This window comes from Neobacillus drentensis, from assembly GCF_036965245.1.
GTDB lineage: Bacteria > Bacillota > Bacilli > Bacillales > Cytobacillaceae > Neobacillus > Neobacillus drentensis_G.
This window is the reverse complement of the sequence record NZ_JBALPG010000034.1, coordinates 213-19159: the sequence shown is the minus strand read 5'-3', so window position 1 is coordinate 19159 and position 18947 is coordinate 213. Positions and strand designations below refer to the sequence as shown.

Sequence of the window (18947 nt, the reverse complement as noted above, 5' to 3'; positions counted from 1 at the left end):
TCATAATACATTTCTAAAGTTTTTTGGAGCTCTTTTGCAGTTTGTTTTTGAGCCGAAGCTTTTTGGTAATATTCGTCGCGTAGCTCTTCTAAAAGAGAGATGTCTGTTTGCTTTAAAGAAAGAATGGACATTTTAATCCATTTATTGACTTTATCTGCCTGAGTTTCATAATGATCAGTATTTTCTTTAATTAAAGAGAGTATGAATCTAATTTGTTGATCCGTTTTAACTGATTTTCTCATAAACATTCACCTCTGTGTTTGTTATTTTAAATTATAATCTATAACTTTATTTTTAAGATGATAAAGACTAAATCTTAACAATAGCTTAACAAGAATTTAAAAGTAAGAATTTTTTAGAGTCCTTCGAAAGCTCTTTTTTATCTTTCCTATATAATCAAAACAAATTTAAAACTTGTAAAAGTAACAAAGCGAAGCACAGAACGTAAAAGGGAGAGCCCGAGGGGGAACAAAAAATATTAGGAGGAGTTTATTCAAGCTATTTGGACCAGGGATATTTATTGCAGCAGCGACAAAAATTTCTGTGTAGTATTGATAAGACTTTTGGTGGAGTATGGTATTCATTGGGTGTATATCGCTATTAGGCTGCTTTACCGATTGCAGGGATGGCATTAGGAGTTTATTCCCAAAATGTCCTTCAAAACCTCCACAGTATTGTTGGGGGAGAATACATTATCCTACAAAGCAGAATAAAATAAAAAATCCCTAGAAACGTTGTAATAACGAAGTTTCTAGGGATTTTGTGGATGCTCTTTACAGAGCAAATCCATTAACGTGAGTAGAACTCAACGATGAATGTTTCGTTAATTTCAGCAGCAAGTTCAGAACGCTCTGGTAAGCGAGTGAAAGTACCTTCTAATTTGTCAGCATCGAAAGTTAAGTAATCAGGAATGAAGTTCGTTACTTCGATTGCTTCTTTGATAACATCAAGGTTGCGTGATTTTTCACGAAGGCTGATTGTTTGACTAGGAGTTACACGGTATGATGGGATATCTACGCGAGAACCATCAACTAAAATGTGTCCGTGGTTTACTAATTGACGAGCTGCACGACGAGTGCGAGCAAGACCTAAACGGTAAACTAGGTTGTCAAGGCGTGATTCAAGAAGAATCATGAAGTTTTCGCCGTGAACGCCGCTCATTTTGCCAGCCTTAACGAAAAGGTTGCGGAATTGACGCTCAGTTACACCATACATATGACGAAGCTTTTGCTTCTCTTGTAATTGTAATCCGTATTCAGAAAGCTTTTTGCGTTGGTTTGGACCATGGGGTCCAGGAGCGTAAGGACGCTTTTCTAATTCTTTACCTGTGCCGCTTAGAGAGATTCCAAGACGACGGGATAATTTCCAGCTTGGGCCGGTATAACGAGCCATGAATGACTCCTCCTTCGTGTTTTTATTTTGGTAAAATAAAAACCGTTATGAAACATCAATAAAGCCATTTTGTTTTCATACACCTTCGCCCTAGCAGCTAAGGGTTACATGATGCACCATCCCAAGATATAGACTTTAGAATTATCCAGCTTCAGGCGCTATCGGCTAGTGTACGCCGATAAGCGGTTGCCATACGCTTTTCTTGTGAGGAACAAAATGAAACTACTAAAGTGTTCACATAGGCTGCAATATTTTACACAAAGAGTATTATATAATTTTTATTCCTTTTAAGTCAAGTTTATTTTGAAAGCCAAAATCCCAGTTGAAAAAGCATTCTGAGAAAAAATAATATATTTTTTGAAAAAATATTCCAAAAGCATCCCGAAATTATCTATAATTAGGGTACGATGTATATATATGGAATTATATCGTGTGAAATTTGAAATGCATTCTCTTGAAGGAGATTTAATAGTGGATGTTGTGAAATATAAAAAGTTATTTCAAATAGCGGAAAAACTTCATTCGTCCCTTGATATGGATGTCTTATTAGGGGAATTATTCGTTATTCTGAAAGAAGTATATCCAAACTTTTCCTATTACTTGCTTCTTTCAACGAATACTCACAGCCATAGCGACCTCCGGGTTATTGAACTGGAATACGATTGTGAAAATATTATGGCCATAAATGCATTTGTATCAGGAAATGTTCAATTTGAAAGTTCTTATGTTGAGCAGATGCATGCCATTCTTTATGCGCCTTTAAAAGGCAAACAGGGGGTATATGGGGTTTTACAGGTGATCGCACCTGATACTTCAGAATTTCCCGCTAATGAAGTAGAATTTATTACTTTATTGTCAGGATGTGCAGGAGGAGCGTTGGAAAACGCTCAGCTTTATCAACAGTCACTAAGAACCATTTCTGACCTGCATTTAATCAGCGAAACTTCTCACCAACTAAATTCTAACCAGCCGTTGGCTGTGACTTTTGACTTCATGTCTAAACAAATTAAAGCGTCTTTTGATGCGGAAGAGGTTGGCTTTTTTCTCTTTTCCCGTAATCAAGCAAAAGCGAAAGTTCTCCCTGGATCAACTTCTTACTTTTTCACAAGGCAGGCTCGTGTCTACATTGACTACATAAGAGAAAAATTACAAAAAGAAAACAAACCACTATTTATGGGGGATCTAAACCTTTCTGAAAAAAATGGTGGATCAAGCTATTATTCAGTCATGGCTGTACCGGTGAATGTCAGTAAAAATTTCAAAGGTTTTTGCATAATCATGCATCAAAGTGCTTATTTTTTCTCATTTGAGTCATTTAAGCTTCTTCAGTCACTTGTACATCATTCATCATTAGCGTTAACAAACTCTATGCTGAGAGAAGAATTGAAAATAATGGTTACTACTGACCATTTGACAAAGCTCCATTCGCGAAAGTTTTTGGATGAAAAAATTCACCAATCCATGAAGAAGGATGAGGAAGGAACCTTTATACTCATTGATATTGATAATTTTAAAGAAATAAATGATACACATGGACATCAAATTGGTGATGATGTACTTATTCAAGTAGCAAACCTCATTAGAGGCAACATTCGGGAAAATGATGTTGGTGCCCGTTGGGGTGGTGAAGAACTGGCCATTTACCTTCCTAAGGTTCCATTAGATACAGGTGTGGCCATAGCGAACCGGTTAGTAAAAAAGGTATCTGAATGCTCTGAACCGCATATAACGGTGTCATGTGGTGTTTCTTATTGGAATAACGAAAAGCCCGATTCCTATGAATATTTGTTTAAAAGGGCAGATGAAGCGTTATATAAGGCAAAAGAGACTGGAAAGAACAAAGTTGTGATCCAAGGCGACGATATTAGGGCAAGTTAGGCACTCGTTTTCCCGGGTGCCTTAACGATTTATATTTAATCATCATAATCTATAGTAAATATTGAAAGCGTTTACAGTCAGAAAGGGGTACCCGCATGAAAAAAAGATTTGAAACTGAAGTAATCCATAATAGTTATCAAGCTGAGGAACATCAAGGAAGTTTAGTCCCTCCGTTGTATCAAACCTCGACTTTTACCTTTGCAAATGCAGAGCAAGGCGAAAATAGGTTTGCCGGTAAGGAAGAAGGATACATTTATTCCCGCTTAGGTAATCCAACAGTAAAGATATTGGAGGATAAGATGGCAGCTCTTGAAAACGGTGAAGCAGCTTTAGCTTTTTCGTCGGGAATGGCTGCAGTGAGTGCGGTGTTAATGGCCTTAACAAAAACAGGAGATCATATCCTTTGCTCACAAGGTGTGTATGGATGTACCTTTGGGCTGATGGAGTTATTTAAAGAGAAATATGGAATTGGGTATGATTTTTCTCAAATGGACTCAGTGGAAACATTGGAAAATAAAATCCTTTCCAATACAGCTTGTATCTACATCGAAACCCCGAGTAACCCAACAATGAAGCTAGTCGACCTTGAAATGGTAGCAAAGCAAAAAGGAATTCCTGTTGTGGTTGATAATACGTTCTGTTCACCATATTTGCAAACCCCCTTAACCCTTGGGTGTGATGTTGTCATTCATAGTGCAACGAAATATATTTCTGGACATGGCGATGTGATCGCCGGGATGGCAGTAGGAAGAAGGGAGTTTATTGGCCAGGTATCAAAAACAACACAGAAAGATATCGGAGGGATCATTTCCCCATTTGATGCATGGCTGCTCTTACGAGGAATAAAAACCCTTCCAGTACGAATGGATCGTCACTCGGAAAATGCCAAGCATTTGTTTGAATATCTTAAAACTCATCCTAAAGTGGATTATATTTATTATCCTGGCGACCCTGAAAATAAGGATTATGCTATTATGAAAAAACAAATGAAAACACCTGGTGGGCTCATATCTTTTTCAATAAAAGGCACAAAGGAAACAGCACAAACGTTTATGAATCAATTACAATTAATAAAAATCGCCGTCAGTCTTGGCGATGCGGAATCATTAATTCAACACCCGGCTTCAATGACCCATGCGGTTGTGCCTGAGGAAGAACGAAGAAAAATGGGGATCGAAAATACCTTGCTGCGCCTCTCTGTAGGGCTAGAAGCGTGGGAGGATATTAAGGAAGATTTGGATCAGGCATTTCAAAATATTTAAAGAAAGACTCGCCAGCTTGGCGAGTCTTTCTTTAAATATGTCCCATTAACACCTCGACAAATTCTTCTAGTTTTTCTTGGTCAAGCACATCAAAGCGATTTTTTTCAGGAGAATCAATATCTAATACTCCAATTAATTGATCCCCGTTTATAAGCGGAATTACTATTTCGGATTGAGAGGCTCCATCACAGGCGATATGACCTGGAAATTGATTTACATCCTCAACACGAATGGTCTGTTTTTTCAAGGCTGCGGTACCGCATACCCCTTTGCCAAGAGGAATCCGAACACAGGCAGGTAGCCCTTGAAATGGTCCCAGCACGAGATCCCCATGGGTGTCCATTAAATAAAATCCAACCCAGTTAATACGGTCAAGAAATTGGTTTAATAGTGCGGAGGCATTACTAAGATTAGCAATTTGGTTTGGCTCATCGTGAAGGAGTGCATGCAGCTGTTTTTTTACGAGCTCATAATTTTCTTCACGACTGCCTGTGTACATTTCGACGTTAAACAAGATATTTCCCCTCTATCTCTTCGTGTTTACTAAGTATTTTATCAAAATTAGAAGAAAAAGAGCATACTTTGTCGATATTTTCATAAAGGAATCAAATGTGACACAAAGAATCATTATGTAAGGGGATACCTGAAGGGGGATCATAAATGAATAAAAATGCCAAAGAAGCAATTGTGAAGGCCGCTATAACGTTGTTTAATTCAAATGGGTATTCGGGAACGTCAATAAGGGATATTGCCAGTTTAGCAAAGGTAAATACAGCAGCTATTGCCTACCATTTTCATAATAAACCAGGGCTCTTAGAATATTGCTTTATGCATTTTTTTGAACAGTACATTCGTAAGATTGAGGAAGCATTTGCATCCATTGATCGAGGTGCAAAGGAGTGCTTAAAGCGGATCGTAGCTGATTTACTCCATTATCAAAGTGAAAATATTCATCTTACCAGTTTTGTTTACCGGGAAATGTCCATGGATTCTCAAGTTGTGCGGGAAATCATGTCAACGTATTCGCTTAAAGAAAAATACTATTTCCAGATGATTTTTGAAAGAGGCTTTGAATGGAATGAATTTCGTCCACATTCAATCCCTTATTTAATCATACAACTAAAAAGCTTGTTGATGATGCCGTATATGAATACCCAATATATGAGAGAGGTTTTGTATATCTTTCCAAATGAGCCGTTTTTTGAGCAAAAGTATTTAAAAGATATACATTTGTGGATTGAAAAAACTTTATGTTCAGACGTGCCAATTAAAAAGGGTGCAGTCCTACAGTGAAAATTCAATCAATGGAGAGGTTCATCCTCCACTAATTGTTAGTTACCAATCGTGCATTTGGGCAGTTTCCCAAATTAGAGATATGTTGCTTTTGATAATTCTACTCTAATATGGGTGCTGCCGCTCGATATACGGGATAAAATAGCGGGAATCGCTATTTTTTTTTGCCTATTGGAAAGTAGAAGTTTCCTTCGGCATAAGTGCAATTATGCCTCAGTCTTCGCCTAACAGTCGCCATTTGGCAAGTTTTCTATATATTTTACAAAAAAATTGAAAATTATAGTCAAAAATTGTCGGTTACATGGTATCATAAAAGCATTGAATGGAACAAGAAGAGTTTTTTTAAAATAGATTTGTGATGAACTGAATAGAATCAATGTTGTTTGAAATAGGGGGCTTACTTGTGAAATATTTCATTGGATTTTTCATCCTATTACTAGCCTTATTTGTATTGGGATATGTAATAAAGAAAAAATATTTTAAAGAGATGGATCGATTGGAAGCTTGGAAAATCGATTTATTGAATCGACCAATACTTGATGAAATGTCAAAAGTAAAGCAGTTAAATATGACAGGCCAAACAGAAGAGCTTTTCGAACGTTGGCGCAATCAGTGGGATGATGTGGTAACAGTAGAGCTTCCTAACTTAGAAGAAATGCTTTTTGATGCTGAGGAATACATAGATCGATATCGATTCAAAAAAGCCAAAGAGGTTCAACAAGCGATTAATACGAAGTTGCTGGAAACCGAGGAAGAGATAAAAAAAATATTGGAAGAGTTACATGAGCTGGTCGGCAGTGAAGAAAAAAACAGGGTAGAAATTGAGGAGTTAAAAGAGTTATATAGAGAATCAAAAAAATTGCTCCTTGCTCACAGGCTCAGTTTTGGGAATGCTGAAAAACATCTAGAAGACAAGCTTAATGACGCTGCGCAAAAATTTCAAGATTTTGATGAAAAAACGGAGCTTGGCAATTATCTTGAAGCTCGTGAAGTAGTTTTACTGATTCATAGTCAGCTTGGAGCCATTAAGAAACATATGGATTTAATTCCACAGCTATTAATTGAGTGTCAATCATTACTGCCAAATCAATTATCTGATTGTTTAGATGGATACCGTGAAATGGCTGAGCAGCAATATTTTTTAGAGCATATAAATGTCGAGAAAGAAATAAACCGTTTGGAAGAAAAACTAACTGAAAACCTTGCTTTAATTGAAACAACTGAAATTGAGAAAGCAGAAGAAGGTATAAAAGAAGTAAAGGATCGAATTGATATTCTTTTTGACCTTTTGGAGAAAGAAGTACACGCCAAGCATTATGTGCAAAAGTATGAAAAAACAGCATTTGAACTTCTCGCTTCAGCTCAAAAAGAAAATAAAAACCTTTCTAACGAGGTAGAGCAGGTTCAGCAAAGCTATCAGTTATCGGAAAGTGACTTTGAGACACAAAGAAATCTTGAAAAAGAACTTGCAACGATTTATAAGCACTATGAAATTTTAGTTGAAAAATTAAAGCTTAACGGAACAGCACAAACGGTACTCAGTGAAGAATTAAGTGAAATAAAAGATCAGCTGGATATCATTTGTGAGGAGCAGCAGGCATTTTCGCTTAAACTCCAGGCACTTAGGAAAGATGAAATCGAAGCAAGAGAAAAGATCATGGAGCTGACCAAAAAGGTTGGTGAGGCTGTACGTCTTGTGAAGAAAAACAATGTCCCCGGTGTGCCGACAGATTATCATTATTTATTTGAGGACGCAAACGAGAGCATAAATAATGTACGTTACCAGCTTGAAGAAAAACCGCTAAATATTTCCGCTCTTAATCAGTACTTGGAAGTTGCTGTTTTAACGGTTGAAAAACTTGTTAATACAACTTTTGAGTTGATCGAGAATGTTATGCTTGCTGAGAGAGCAATTCAGTATGGAAATCGATACAGGAGTCAATATCCATCCGTTGCCAAAGGAATAGCAGATGCGGAAATCGCCTTCAGACAATACGATTATCAAGAGGCATTAGAGCAGGTTGCGGCGTCACTTGAAGGAATAGACCCGGAAGCGTTGAAAAAAATAAAAGCGGCAATAGTAACGGAATAAAAGAGAAACCGATTCAGCCTATAATGGTCGAATCGGTTTTTCTTTTTAAATTAATTATACTTATGATAAGATTTACTTTTGGATGGAGGCGATTAAATGATTTATTTTGATAATAGTGCAACGACAAAACCATATAAAGAAGTGTTAGATTCCTTTTTAACCGTTTCCAGTGAATATTTTGGCAATCCTTCCTCGCTGCATAGTATGGGGGGACAGGCCGAGAAGCTTTTATCACAGGCGAGAGAACAGGTGGCAAAGCTATTAGCGGTGAAACCGACTGAGATTTATTTTACCTCTGGTGGTACTGAAAGTAACAATATCGCGATAAAAGGTGCGGCATTATTGAACCGAAATAAAGGGCGCCACTTGATTACATCAAGTGTGGAGCACGCCTCAGTAAGGGCTGCAATAGAGCAGCTTGAACACGAGGGCTTCGAAATTACTTATCTTCCTGTTGATGAAAACGGAAGAGTACGTGTCGATGATGTCGAAAAAGCGATTCGAAAAGATACTATTTTCATTTCAGTCATGCAGGTGAACAATGAAGTTGGCACAGTGCAGCCTATTAAAGAAATTGGTGAAATGCTAAAAAAGCATCCTAAGATATTATTTCATGTTGATACAGTCCAGGGAATTGGGAAAGTTCCCTTGTCCTTACCTGAGAGCAATGTTGACCTTTGCTCGCTTTCTGCTCATAAGTTCCATGGGTTAAAAGGGACAGGTGTCCTGTTTATTCGTGAAGGGGCAAGGCTTACTCCGTTATTTTCTGGTGGTAATCAAGAACGGAAGATGCGAAGCGGTACAGAAAATGTTGCCGGAGCTGTTGCGCTGGCAAAAGCATTAAGGATGACAATGGTTAAAAGTGAAACAGGGATTGAAAGAATGAAGAAAATACAGAGCATGCTAAGAACGGGGCTAAGTGAAATAGAAGGTGTCATGATCCATACACCCATCGAAAATTCAGCCCCCCATATAATAAACTTTTCTCTTTCTGGAATGAAATCGGAAGTGTTTATCCATGCTCTTGAGCAGCAGGAGGTCTTCGTGTCGACGACTAGCGCCTGTTCTTCCAAAAAGAAATCAGCGAGTAAAACACTGCTTGCCATGGGAGTTCCTGAAAGTTTAGCCGAAAGTGCAATCAGGTTAAGCCTGTCATTTGATAATACAGAAGAAGAAGCAAAAAAGGCTATTTTAGTAATGAAAAAAACTGCAAACCAATTACGAAAGGTTATGGATTAAATGAAATATGATCGTATACTGATACGCTATGGTGAAATTTCAACAAAAGGCCGAAATCGCAATAAATTTATCGATAAACTAAGAAAGAGTATTAGAATTGCTCTCTCTCCATTTCCAAACATTAAAGTGGAATCAAGCCGGGATCGGATGTATGTGTTATTAAATGGTGAAAATGGTGTAGAAATCATGGAAAAATTGAAGAATATATTTGGGATTCAATCTTTTAGCCCTGCTATAAAGTTGGAAAGAGATGTAGAGAAGTTAAAACAAGCATCACTTGAATTGGTTCGCACTCTTTACAAGGAAGGTCAAACCTTTAAAATTACACCTAAACGATCTGATAAAACATTTGAGTTGAATACAGACGGAATCAATCACACAATTGGCGGCCATTTGCTGCAAAATATTCCTGGACTCAAAGTGGATGTAAGAAAACCTGATATTAATTTACGGATTGAAGTCAGAAAAGAAGCCATTTATCTTTCATGTGAAACGATCCAGGGTGCAGGCGGGCTTCCAATCGGCTCAAGCGGTAAAGCGATGCTTATGCTATCCGGCGGCATTGACAGCCCTGTGGCTGGCTATTTAGCGATGAAGCGAGGATTAGAAATTGAAGCCGTTCATTTTTTTAGTCCGCCATTCACGAGTGAGCGGTCAAAGGAAAAGGTAATCGATTTATCAAAAAAGCTGGCAGAGATTTACGGTTCGATCACCTTGCATATTGTACCGTTTACAGATATTCAGCAAGCGATTCGCGAACAAATTCCGGAAAACTATTCGATGACAACGACAAGAAGAATGATGCTTCGAATTGCTGATAAAATTAGGGAAAAGCAGGAAGGTCTTGCTATTGTTACTGGCGAAAGCCTTGGACAGGTTGCCAGCCAGACGTTAGAAAGCATGTATGCGATTAATGAAGTGACAAATACGCCTATTTTACGTCCTTTGATTACAATGGATAAAACGGAGATCATCAAACTCGCTCAGGAAATCGATACGTTGGAAATATCTAATAGGCCGTTTGAAGATTGCTGCACGATATTTGTTCCATCCTCTCCAAAAACAAAGCCGAAAAGAGAAAAAGTACAGCATTATGAAAGCTATTTTGATTTTGAACCAATGATTCAAGAAGCGGTTCAAGAAGTGGAGACCATTGTCGTTAAACGAGAGGACGAACAGCATTCGGAATTTCAATCATTATTTTAAATGCAAAATTTGAATTTTTTGTGAACAATTACCAATTGGATTATAGAATGAAGCTCAAGTGTTCTACACATTCTATACTCACAAGGAGGTGATATCACAATGGCAAACAATACTTCAAATCAATTATTAGTTCCTGGTGTTCAACAAGCTCTTGATCAAATGAAATATGAAATTGCTACTGAATTTGGTGTACAGCTTGGTGCTGATACAACTTCACGTGCTAACGGTTCTGTTGGTGGTGAAATCACAAAGCGTCTAGTTCAAATGGCTGAGTCACAAATGGGCGGCGGATTTTCTCGTTAATGAAAAATTAATACGATGGCTACAGAGAGTGTGGAGGGTTTCCTCCCACTCTCTTTTTTGTTTTAAAAAATTTATTAATATTTCCAAATTTTTATTTATTTCTGTATAATTATTTTATAAGAAAAATTATTTTAGGGGGAGAGCCATGAAACGGGAAGATTTAATTGCATCTGAAAAGTATAATCTTGTATCTGAAATGGAGCGCTATGCTAAAGATCCGCAAAGAATTGCCTTAAAGTGGGAAAATGAGAGTGGAGAAACAAAACAAGTTACATATGAACAATTAATAAAGCAGGTAAACCAAGCGGGGAATGTCTTTACCCAGAATGGACTAACTAAAGGCGATGTCGTTCTCGTAATCGTACCTCGTCTTATTGAAGCCTATGTTGTTTATTTGGCCGCATTAAAAGCAGGAATGGTGGTCATTCCGAGCTCGGAAATGTTAAGGGAAAAAGATTTGCAGTACCGTATTTCACACGGTGATGTAAAGGTCGTTGTTAGTTATTATCCTTATGTTGATCAATTTGAGCATATTACCGAAACACAACCACTGGTTAAGTTTACCCTGGGAGCAGAGAAAGAAGGCTGGATTCATCTGGATGCCGCAATGGAAAAAGCAAGTGATGAATTCACAATTGCCGAAACACTACGTGATGATATGGCCTTTTTATCCTATACGTCTGGAACAACAGGAAATCCAAAAGGAGTTGTCCACACACATGGCTGGGCCTTTGCTCATTTAAAAACAGCGGCACCCAAATGGCTTTGTATTGAAGATGGCGATACCGTTTGGGCAACCGCAAGCCCTGGGTGGCAAAAATGGGTTTGGAGTCCGTTCCTATCTGTTCTTGGCTCAGGCGGCACTGGATTAGTGTATAATGGAAAATTTGAACCGAAAAAATATTTAAGCCTGCTGCAAAAATATGATGTCAATGTACTTTGCTGCACACCGACTGAATATCGCCTAATGGCAAAGGTAGACAATTTAGATGACTATCAATTACCAAACCTTCATAGTGCCGTTTCTGCAGGTGAGCCGTTAAATCGTGAGGTTATTAATACCTTTAAAAAATATTTTACTATTGATGTCCGTGACGGCTATGGCCAAACTGAAAATACGTTACTTGTTGGTGTAACGAAAGGGATGGATTTAAAGCCGGGATCAATGGGCAAGCCTACACCTGGAAACCGGGTAGAAATAATTAATGATGAAGGTCTGGTTTGTGCCGTCGGAGAAGTCGGAGATATAGCGGTCCATATCGAAACACCTGCCTTATTTAAAAACTATTATAAAGATCCGGAAAGAACCGCGATGCAGTTCCGCGGTGATTATTATGTAACAGGTGATAAAGCCAAAATGGATGAGGAAGGGTATTTCTGGTTTGAAGGCCGGGGCGATGATATTATAATCAGCTCGGGCTATACGATTGGGCCGTTTGAAGTGGAGGATGCGCTCGTGAAACATCCATTTGTAAAAGAATGTGCCGTTGTCGCTAGTCCTGATGAAATTCGCGGTTTTATTGTCAAAGCGTTTGTCGTTTTAAAAGACGATGTCAACCCAGCTGACCCTGAGTTAACGAAAACCTTGCAGGAACATGTAAAAACACTTACAGCCCCATATAAATATCCTAGAAAAATTGAGTATTTGACAGATCTTCCAAAAACGACCTCTGGGAAAATTCGCCGGATTGAGCTCCGTCAAAAAGAAATGGAGTCACTGAAACAAGTTTAATTTTATGAAAAGACAGGCAGGCGGTATTTACCGTCTGCTTGTTTTATGAGATTGTCTTTGTATCAGAAGGCACTGCGGCTTGGGAAAAGCTGCGCCCGGTCACTGTGGAAGATTTAGAGTGCCCGTTGGATGGAAAAAAATCCTCTCCCGGTCACTGTGAAAGGATCAGAGTGACCGTTGAAGTGAAAAAAAACCGCGCCCGGTCTGAACTGTGGAAGGATCAGGGTGCCTGTTGGAGTGAAAAAAAGCCGCGCCCAGTCACTGTGAAGGTTCAGAGTGCCCGATGGATGGAAAAAAATCCTCCCCCGGTCACTGTGGCAGGTTCAGAGTACCCGTTTGAGTGAAAAAAAGCCCCACTCGGTCACTGTGAAAGGATCAGAGTGCCCGTTGAAAAGAATAAGAGAGCCATATGGGCACTATCTCTATATCATGATGAAGGGGCAACTAAAATAATAGTTGTTCTACTATTAATGATCTTACTGTTTGAATTATGATTTCATATTTTATTACTATTAGAAAAAAGGGGATATAGCCACAATGGGAAAATTATGGTATGGAGGAACCATTTATACGCTCGAGAACGAAGAATCAACGGTAGAAGCTATTTTTACAGAAGGAGATCGAATCGTACTAACAGGTGAAAAAATGCAATTAGAAGAAATTTTTAGCGGAAGGATTTCGGAATGGGTCGACTTGAACGGCGGGACAATGTTTCCTGGCTTTGTCGATAGTCATATCCATTTAATTGGGCACGGGGAATCAATAATCCGGCTTGACTTGTCAAAAATGAAGTCGAAAGAAGAAGTTTTAGCTGCTGTTAAAGATTACTCAATGCATAGTCATAAAGGGGAATGGATTATTGGTGAGGGCTGGAATGAAAATCTTTGGGTCCGGACGGAAATGATTCATCGAAAGGAATTAGACGAAATTTCTGTTGAAAATCCAATCATGTTAAAGCGGATTTGCCGCCATGCCATGTTGGTGAACACAATGGCATTGGAACTGGCAGGGATATCAGAAGAAACAATTTGTCCACCCGGCGGTGTTATTGAAAAAGATAGGGAAACGGGTTTAACAGGTCTTCTCAAAGATACAGCCCAGGACATCATCCACGCTGCAATCCCTGTGGTTTCAGAAGAATATTTACAAAAAGCGATGAGTGCTGCTATTAAAGATTTATATCAGCTCGGAATTACCGGGGTCCACACTGAGGATTTAAACTATTACGGGGGATTCCATCGGACTTACAAGACGTTTAAAAAGGTAATTGAAGAGGAGGGACTTTCATTCCGTACTCATTTACTTGTTCACAATGGAGTTGTGGATGATATGGTTCATGAAGATGCAAGCTTTTTATCAGGTAATGATTTTATTGAGTTCGGTGCGATGAAGATTTTTGCTGATGGTGCCCTTGGAGGGAGGACTGCACTCCTAAGCCATCCCTATAATGATGCACCGGAAACAAACGGAGTGGCCATGTATAATCAAGAGGATTTGAATAGTTTAGTCGCTAAGGCACGTTCATACAACCTTCCTGTTGCCGTCCATGCAATTGGGGATTTAGCATTTGAATATGTTTTAAACGCGATTGAAGCCCATCCACTTGCAGGCATTGGGAGGGACCGTCTGATCCATGCCCAAATTTTGCGTCAAGACCTGATTGCCAGGGCTAAGCAGCTCCCAGTCATCCTCGATATCCAGCCAATTTTTCTCGCTTCTGATTTTCCATGGGTCATCGACCGGATTGGCAGTAGTAAAATGGGCTATTGCTATGCATGGAAAACGCTCATTAATGAAGGCCTTCACTGTGCCGGAGGCTCAGATGCACCGATTGAATTGCCGAATCCATTGTTCGGTATCCACGCTGCGGTCACTAGGATGGACAGGAATGATCCAAAAGAGATTATTTATGGGAAAGAACATGCTTTAAGTGTCTATGATGCCGTCTGTCTTTTTACGAAAGGCAGTGCTTATGCCGCTTGTCATGAGCAAGACCGCGGTATGATTAAAAAAGGATATTTGGCTGACTTTACCGTTTTGGAACGAAATATATTTAGTGTGCCTCTTTCCGAAATGCCAGAAGTTCCTGTCCAGATGACCGTCATTGGCGGGGAGATTGTATTTGAAAAGGAATAGTTTGGTAAGCAAATATTACCCCTATTTTTGGAGTTTCACGTTATAATGAAGATATTTCGAAACTAGAAAGAATAGGGGCTCGAGGAGACATATGAAAAAAACAGACACACAGATGGGAGCCATTTATGCTGGCTTTTCCTATTTTATTTGGGGACTATTGCCGATTTATTGGAAACTTTTAGATCATGTGAATGCAATGGAGATTCTCGCAAACCGTATATTTTGGTCGTTTGTTTTTATGCTGATTATTCTTTTCTTCACGAAAAAATGGGGTTTATTTGTCCACACCTTAAAAGGATTTGCCAAAAATAAAAAGCAAATGTATGCGCTGGCGATTGCCTCCTTTATAATAAGCGGGAATTGGTTTATTTATATTTGGGCAGTGAACAGCGGCCATATGATTGAAGCAAGCCTTGGCTATTATATCAATCCGCTTGTCAGTATTTTATTGGGGATGATAGTTCTGAAGGAAAAATTAACATTTTACCAATACGGATCCTTCATTTTGGCTGCTATTGGTGTATTAATCATTACGATTTCTCATGGCACATTTCCTTGGATTTCCATTTCCTTGGCACTAACCTTTGCTTCATATGGGTTAGCCAAAAAGCTGATTAATGTGGATTCTGCCGTTGGATTAACATTAGAAACTCTTATAATTTCGCCAATCGCTGCCATCTATATGATTCTCCTATTGGTAAATGGTTCCAGTTCTATTTTAACTGCAAGTGTGGAGACTGATTTATTATTAATGGGTGCAGGTGTAGCAACTGCGGTACCGCTTCTTTATTTTGCAAAGGGAGCGCAAAAAATTCCACTCTCCTTACTAGGCTTCCTGCAATATATTGCACCAACCTTAACATTATTATTAGGCGTTTTTGTCTATCAAGAGCATTTTACAAAAATACAACTTTTAGCCTTTTTATTTATTTGGTCGGCTCTAACGATTTATTCTCTATCAAAAACAAAGCTATTGCCAGAAAAAGGCTTTAAATTGCGCAAAGAAAAGCGTGCAACACTATAATAAAAAACCTTATCCACAGTATGGATAAGGTTTTTTGAACTTTCCAATTGTAAAGAGCTCGTATAAACGCCCGAAATTTAATATTTGCCATCTAAATGGTCGTTAAGAGTCTGTATAACCGAAATCTGATGTATGCCGTAAGCACATCATTAAGAGCAAGTAAAACATCCGAAAAGGGTGCCTCTCATTTCTTAAAGGAATGTTCGCTTCACTTTATCCCAGAAGGAGTTGTCTTTTAATTTTAAGGTTTTAATTTTTTTATCACTTATTTTGATTAGAATTTTATCCACATGTCGGATACTTAAGGCTTCATTATCCATACCCATTGTCGGATGGTCATTGTCGTCTGATATGACCTTGAGCGTAAGTGTACGCTCGCTTCCGACAATAAAAGAGGTACCAAGTGTCCGGTAACGGTTCGTATTAACAGAGGCAACTTCACTTACTTGCATGCAGGAAAGGAGTGGATCAACAATTGAACCATTCACCGATTTATTATAGGCAGTACTTCCAGTTGGTGTGGCAACAATTAAGCCATCCCCTCGAAAGGTTTCAAAATGGAGTTGGTCAACAAACACATCAATCACGAGAGTTTTAATAATCGATGAGCGAATACTGAATTCATTCAGGCATGGAAAAGTACCCTGACCGTCAATGTTTACTTCAATCATGGGATAGCGGCGAACCTCTATATGCTCATTGGTGGATATGGCCTCTATCATTTTAGATGTATCACTGAGTCGAAAATCACAATACATACTTAGACTATTCTTTGTTGAAATCCCCGTATATAGACAATCATCACGAAATCCCGTTTTCCTCACAGCCTGCAGGAAAGTTCCATCATCACCAATGCTGGCAATGATATTGGCCTTTCGATAATCTGATACGATGGTAAAACCATAACGTTCAGCCATTTCGAATAAGGGAGCTATCTTCGAAAGTAAGTCCGAATCCCGCTTGTGATAAAAATAAATATTACGTCTTAATTCCATATCCTGGTCCCTCCTGTAAGATGATGAAAAAATTTGTAACATTGGAAAATAAATCTTTGATAAAATAGTAATTGTCTGAAATTAGTTTAGCATTTTTTTGAGACAATATGAAAGCAGGGATATGAATTTTAGACGAAAGAAAGAGGGGGAAATTCATTTGAACGGAAAACGATGGGCCGCTCTCGGAATTGCTGCGGCATTATTTTTTGTTTCGATTGTAATTAATTTTTTATCGGTTTTTGCTTTTAAAGGGATTAAAACGGATTTCACTGATTATATGGCTGTTAGTGAACAGCCTTTTACTGAGGAGGTCGTCAAAGATGGCAGCGAATTAAAGAAAATCGTGATTCTCGATGTCGACGGTGTTATCCAAGATACCGGTGAAGCAGGGTCTTTCCTGCAAAGTTCAGGCTATAATCACCAAGATTTTATGAAAAAGTTAAACTATCTGAAAGAGGATGACACGGTAAAGGGAGTAATCATTAGAGTTAACTCACCAGGCGGTGGTGTCGTTGAAAGTGCAGAAATTCACAACAAGCTTGTTGACATCCAAAAGGATAGTAAAAAACCTGTCTATATTTCGATGGGCTCCATGGCGGCTTCGGGAGGATATTATATATCAACTGCAGCGAAAAAAATCTATGCCAGCCCTGAAACATTAACAGGGTCGCTTGGGGTCATTATGGAAGGATATAATTACAAGGGCTTGGCCGATAAATATGGTGTGGATTTTGTCACGATTAAAAGCGGAAAATATAAAGACATCATGAGCCCAACAAGAGAAATGACGGATGAAGAGCGGCAAATTTTACAAAAGATGATCGATAATTCGTATGAAGGTTTTGTAAAGGTCATTTCAGAGGGACGGCATATGAGTATGGATGAAGTGAAGGCGATTGCTGATGGACGGGTGTATGATGGACGGCAGGCAAAAGAAATTAAACTCATTGATGATTTTGGCTACCTAGAAGATGTTATCGATCAAATGAAAAAGCAAGAAAAGCTAAAAGGTGCAAAGGTGGTTCGTTATTCGGACGATCTTGGTTTTAGCTCACTATTTAAGTTCCAGGCAAAAAAATTAATCGGTGATAATGTGGAAATGGCGGGACTCATGAAAATCCTTTCTAAGCCTAATTCACCGCGCCTGATGTACTTATATGCAGAATAGGGGGCAAAGCGATTGGAAACGAATGATTATCAAGAAATGATGAAGGAGCCCACGTCAAACCAAATAGATCGTGAAGGTGCCGCAGATATTTCTACTGAAAATTATCAGATACCAGGACATGTTTTACAAGACTTCCCAGTTCGTTATGCCGGTTTCTGGATGCGCTTTTGGGCCTATCTGCTTGATTTAATTGTAGTAGGAAGTATCGAGCGAATCCTAGTAAACCCGTTATTTCGAGCTCTTGATATATCTTTATCCGAATTTAACATGTTTGCCCCTATCTCTATTGCATCAGCGGTTATCTTTTATTTATATTTTGTCTTAATGACAAAATATTTTAAGCAAACACTTGGAAAAATGGTGTTTGGAATAAAAGTAGTTAACTTAAAAAATAATGAATTATCTTGGGGAACTATTCTTTTTCGCGAATGGATTGGCCGTTTTATATCAGCAACGGTCATTATCGGATATATTATTGTTGCCTTTTTACCAAAAAAGCAAGGGCTTCATGACATCTTCACTGACACCACAGTAATCCATGTAGAGCGGTAAAAAATGAAAAAAAAAACAAACCTATCAACGTCGAGTTGATAGGTTTATTTTTTTCACAAAAGAGAATAATAAAAGGCTGAAAGGTTGTGAACAAATTGTTTTGGCTGTGGCTTTCCTTGTCGATCCTATTGTTCTTATTCATTTTAATAATTATTACGAAGTTAACGATTCTTGTAAATTATTATCATCATAATGACAATGATGATTTAAGGGTCGAATTTAGGGTGTGGTTTGGCTTAATTAAATATAAGATAAATGTTCCTTTAATAAAAATTGATGATGATTCACCAAGTGTAGTGGTAAAAAGTCATTCACATATGGGTAATACCGCTGCTGAAAATCCTGAACATAAGGTAAACCAAATGACCAAAAAAGATATGCAGACAAATTTCAAAAAAACGAAAGAACTGCTAGAGAAGGTTGTCAATTTGCAAGTAATTGTCAGGAAGTTTTTTCAAAAGGTGACGATAAAAAAATTAGAATGGGATTCATTCATTGGGGTTGGTGATGCCGCATATACCGGTATGGCAACGGGGGCATTATGGGCGGTAAAGGGAAGTATTGTTGGTCTTCTGAGTCATTATTTACGATTGCAGGAAATGCCGCATTTATCGGTTACTCCACATTTTCAAGCAGCAGTCATTCAAACAAGAATCACGTGTATGTTTCAGTTTC

Annotated in this window: 18 protein-coding genes; 14 read left to right on the top strand and 4 right to left on the bottom strand. The window is 38.5% G+C overall.

The features are described from left to right. Both V7150_RS08895 and rpsD read right to left on the bottom strand, forming a co-directional pair. Nucleotides 1–242, bottom strand: a 242-nt coding sequence (locus V7150_RS08895; RefSeq protein WP_335516438.1) for a hypothetical protein, incomplete at its 3' end; no start/stop codon positions are given. A 547-nt stretch (nt 243–789) separates the two neighbouring features. Next, nucleotides 790–1392 carry a 30S ribosomal protein S4 gene (gene rpsD, locus V7150_RS08890; RefSeq protein ID WP_335516435.1) on the bottom strand — a complete coding sequence of 201 codons (603 nt, stop codon included), beginning with the start codon at nt 1390–1392 and terminating at the stop codon, nt 790–792. 432 nt (nt 1393–1824) lie between these two features. Here rpsD and V7150_RS08885 point away from each other — a divergent pair, with 432 nt between their 5' ends. Both V7150_RS08885 and megL read left to right on the top strand, forming a co-directional pair. Further along, nucleotides 1825–3270, top strand: coding sequence for a sensor domain-containing diguanylate cyclase (locus tag V7150_RS08885; RefSeq protein WP_335516431.1), 1446 nt, complete (start codon nt 1825–1827; stop codon nt 3268–3270). Between the two features lie 95 nt (nt 3271–3365). After that, the gene (gene megL, locus V7150_RS08880; protein ID WP_335516428.1) at nt 3366–4532 is read left to right on the top strand and encodes a methionine gamma-lyase; all 1167 of its coding nucleotides are present in this window, start codon (nt 3366–3368) and stop codon (nt 4530–4532) included. A gap of 31 nt (nt 4533–4563) precedes the next feature. On the opposite strand, the gene V7150_RS08875 is transcribed toward megL, so the two are convergent. After that, on the bottom strand, nt 4564–5046 hold the full coding sequence (locus V7150_RS08875) for a GAF domain-containing protein (protein WP_335516425.1): 483 nt from the start codon (nt 5044–5046) through the stop codon (nt 4564–4566). A gap of 146 nt (nt 5047–5192) precedes the next feature. Here V7150_RS08875 and refZ point away from each other — a divergent pair, with 146 nt between their 5' ends. The 9 genes from refZ to rarD all read left to right on the top strand — a co-directional run bounded on the left by refZ (nt 5193) and on the right by rarD (nt 15557). Further along, nucleotides 5193–5825 carry a forespore capture DNA-binding protein RefZ gene (refZ, locus tag V7150_RS08870; protein ID WP_335516421.1) on the top strand — a complete coding sequence of 211 codons (633 nt, stop codon included), beginning with the start codon at nt 5193–5195 and terminating at the stop codon, nt 5823–5825. Between the two features lie 403 nt (nt 5826–6228). Further along, entirely contained in the window at nt 6229–7917 is a 1689-nt protein-coding gene (gene ezrA, locus V7150_RS08865) for a septation ring formation regulator EzrA (RefSeq protein ID WP_335516419.1), read from the top strand. A gap of 96 nt (nt 7918–8013) precedes the next feature. After that, on the top strand, nt 8014–9156 hold the full coding sequence (locus tag V7150_RS08860; RefSeq protein WP_335516415.1) for a cysteine desulfurase family protein: 1143 nt from the start codon (nt 8014–8016) through the stop codon (nt 9154–9156). Continuing rightward, the gene (gene thiI, locus V7150_RS08855; protein ID WP_335516414.1) at nt 9157–10362 is read left to right on the top strand and encodes a tRNA uracil 4-sulfurtransferase ThiI; all 1206 of its coding nucleotides are present in this window, start codon (nt 9157–9159) and stop codon (nt 10360–10362) included. A 99-nt stretch (nt 10363–10461) separates the two neighbouring features. After that, nucleotides 10462–10665, top strand: coding sequence for an alpha/beta-type small acid-soluble spore protein (locus V7150_RS08850; RefSeq protein ID WP_283919801.1), 204 nt, complete (start codon nt 10462–10464; stop codon nt 10663–10665). Nucleotides 10666–10810: 145 nt separating this feature from the next. Then, a complete protein-coding gene (gene mbcS, locus V7150_RS08845) occupies nt 10811–12397 on the top strand; it encodes an acyl-CoA synthetase MbcS (RefSeq protein WP_335516411.1) in 1587 nt (528 codons plus the stop codon). 38 nt (nt 12398–12435) lie between these two features. Further along, nucleotides 12436–12741 (top strand): hypothetical protein, encoded by a 306-nt coding sequence (locus V7150_RS08840; protein ID WP_335516408.1) that lies wholly within the window; start codon nt 12436–12438, stop codon nt 12739–12741. A gap of 193 nt (nt 12742–12934) precedes the next feature. After that, nucleotides 12935–14533: an amidohydrolase gene (locus tag V7150_RS08835; RefSeq protein ID WP_335516405.1), complete on the top strand. Its 1599-nt coding sequence runs from the start codon at nt 12935–12937 to the stop codon at nt 14531–14533. A gap of 91 nt (nt 14534–14624) precedes the next feature. Beyond that, nucleotides 14625–15557, top strand: coding sequence for an EamA family transporter RarD (gene rarD, locus V7150_RS08830; protein ID WP_335516402.1), 933 nt, complete (start codon nt 14625–14627; stop codon nt 15555–15557). A gap of 191 nt (nt 15558–15748) precedes the next feature. Here rarD and V7150_RS08825 read toward each other — a convergent pair whose 3' ends face one another. Continuing rightward, nucleotides 15749–16552 (bottom strand): NAD kinase, encoded by an 804-nt coding sequence (locus V7150_RS08825; protein ID WP_335516400.1) that lies wholly within the window; start codon nt 16550–16552, stop codon nt 15749–15751. A 157-nt stretch (nt 16553–16709) separates the two neighbouring features. On the opposite strand from V7150_RS08825, the gene sppA reads away from it, so the two are divergent. The 3 genes from sppA to V7150_RS08810 form a co-directional block, all read left to right on the top strand. Further along, a complete protein-coding gene (sppA, locus tag V7150_RS08820; RefSeq protein WP_335516397.1) occupies nt 16710–17720 on the top strand; it encodes a signal peptide peptidase SppA in 1011 nt (336 codons plus the stop codon). A gap of 12 nt (nt 17721–17732) precedes the next feature. Next, entirely contained in the window at nt 17733–18272 is a 540-nt protein-coding gene (locus tag V7150_RS08815) for an RDD family protein (RefSeq protein ID WP_335516394.1), read from the top strand. 86 nt (nt 18273–18358) lie between these two features. Continuing rightward, the coding region (locus V7150_RS08810; protein ID WP_335516391.1) for a DUF2953 domain-containing protein at nt 18359–18947 on the top strand (589 nt) is incomplete at its 3' end.

Bases quoted from the DNA above. Each gene is read 5' to 3' on its own strand.
- rpsD (WP_335516435.1), bottom strand. From the start codon at position 1,392: ATGGCTCGTTATACCGGCCCAAGCTGGAAATTATCCCGTCGTCTTGGA.
- megL (WP_335516428.1), top strand. From the start codon at position 3,366: ATGAAAAAAAGATTTGAAACTGAAGTAATCCATAATAGTTATCAAGCT.
- refZ (WP_335516421.1), top strand. From the start codon at position 5,193: ATGAATAAAAATGCCAAAGAAGCAATTGTGAAGGCCGCTATAACGTTG.
- V7150_RS08860 (WP_335516415.1), top strand. From the start codon at position 8,014: ATGATTTATTTTGATAATAGTGCAACGACAAAACCATATAAAGAAGTG.
- thiI (WP_335516414.1), top strand. From the start codon at position 9,157: ATGAAATATGATCGTATACTGATACGCTATGGTGAAATTTCAACAAAA.
- V7150_RS08850 (WP_283919801.1), top strand. From the start codon at position 10,462: ATGGCAAACAATACTTCAAATCAATTATTAGTTCCTGGTGTTCAACAA.
- mbcS (WP_335516411.1), top strand. From the start codon at position 10,811: ATGAAACGGGAAGATTTAATTGCATCTGAAAAGTATAATCTTGTATCT.
- V7150_RS08835 (WP_335516405.1), top strand. From the start codon at position 12,935: ATGGGAAAATTATGGTATGGAGGAACCATTTATACGCTCGAGAACGAA.
- rarD (WP_335516402.1), top strand. From the start codon at position 14,625: ATGAAAAAAACAGACACACAGATGGGAGCCATTTATGCTGGCTTTTCC.
- V7150_RS08825 (WP_335516400.1), bottom strand. From the start codon at position 16,552: ATGGAATTAAGACGTAATATTTATTTTTATCACAAGCGGGATTCGGAC.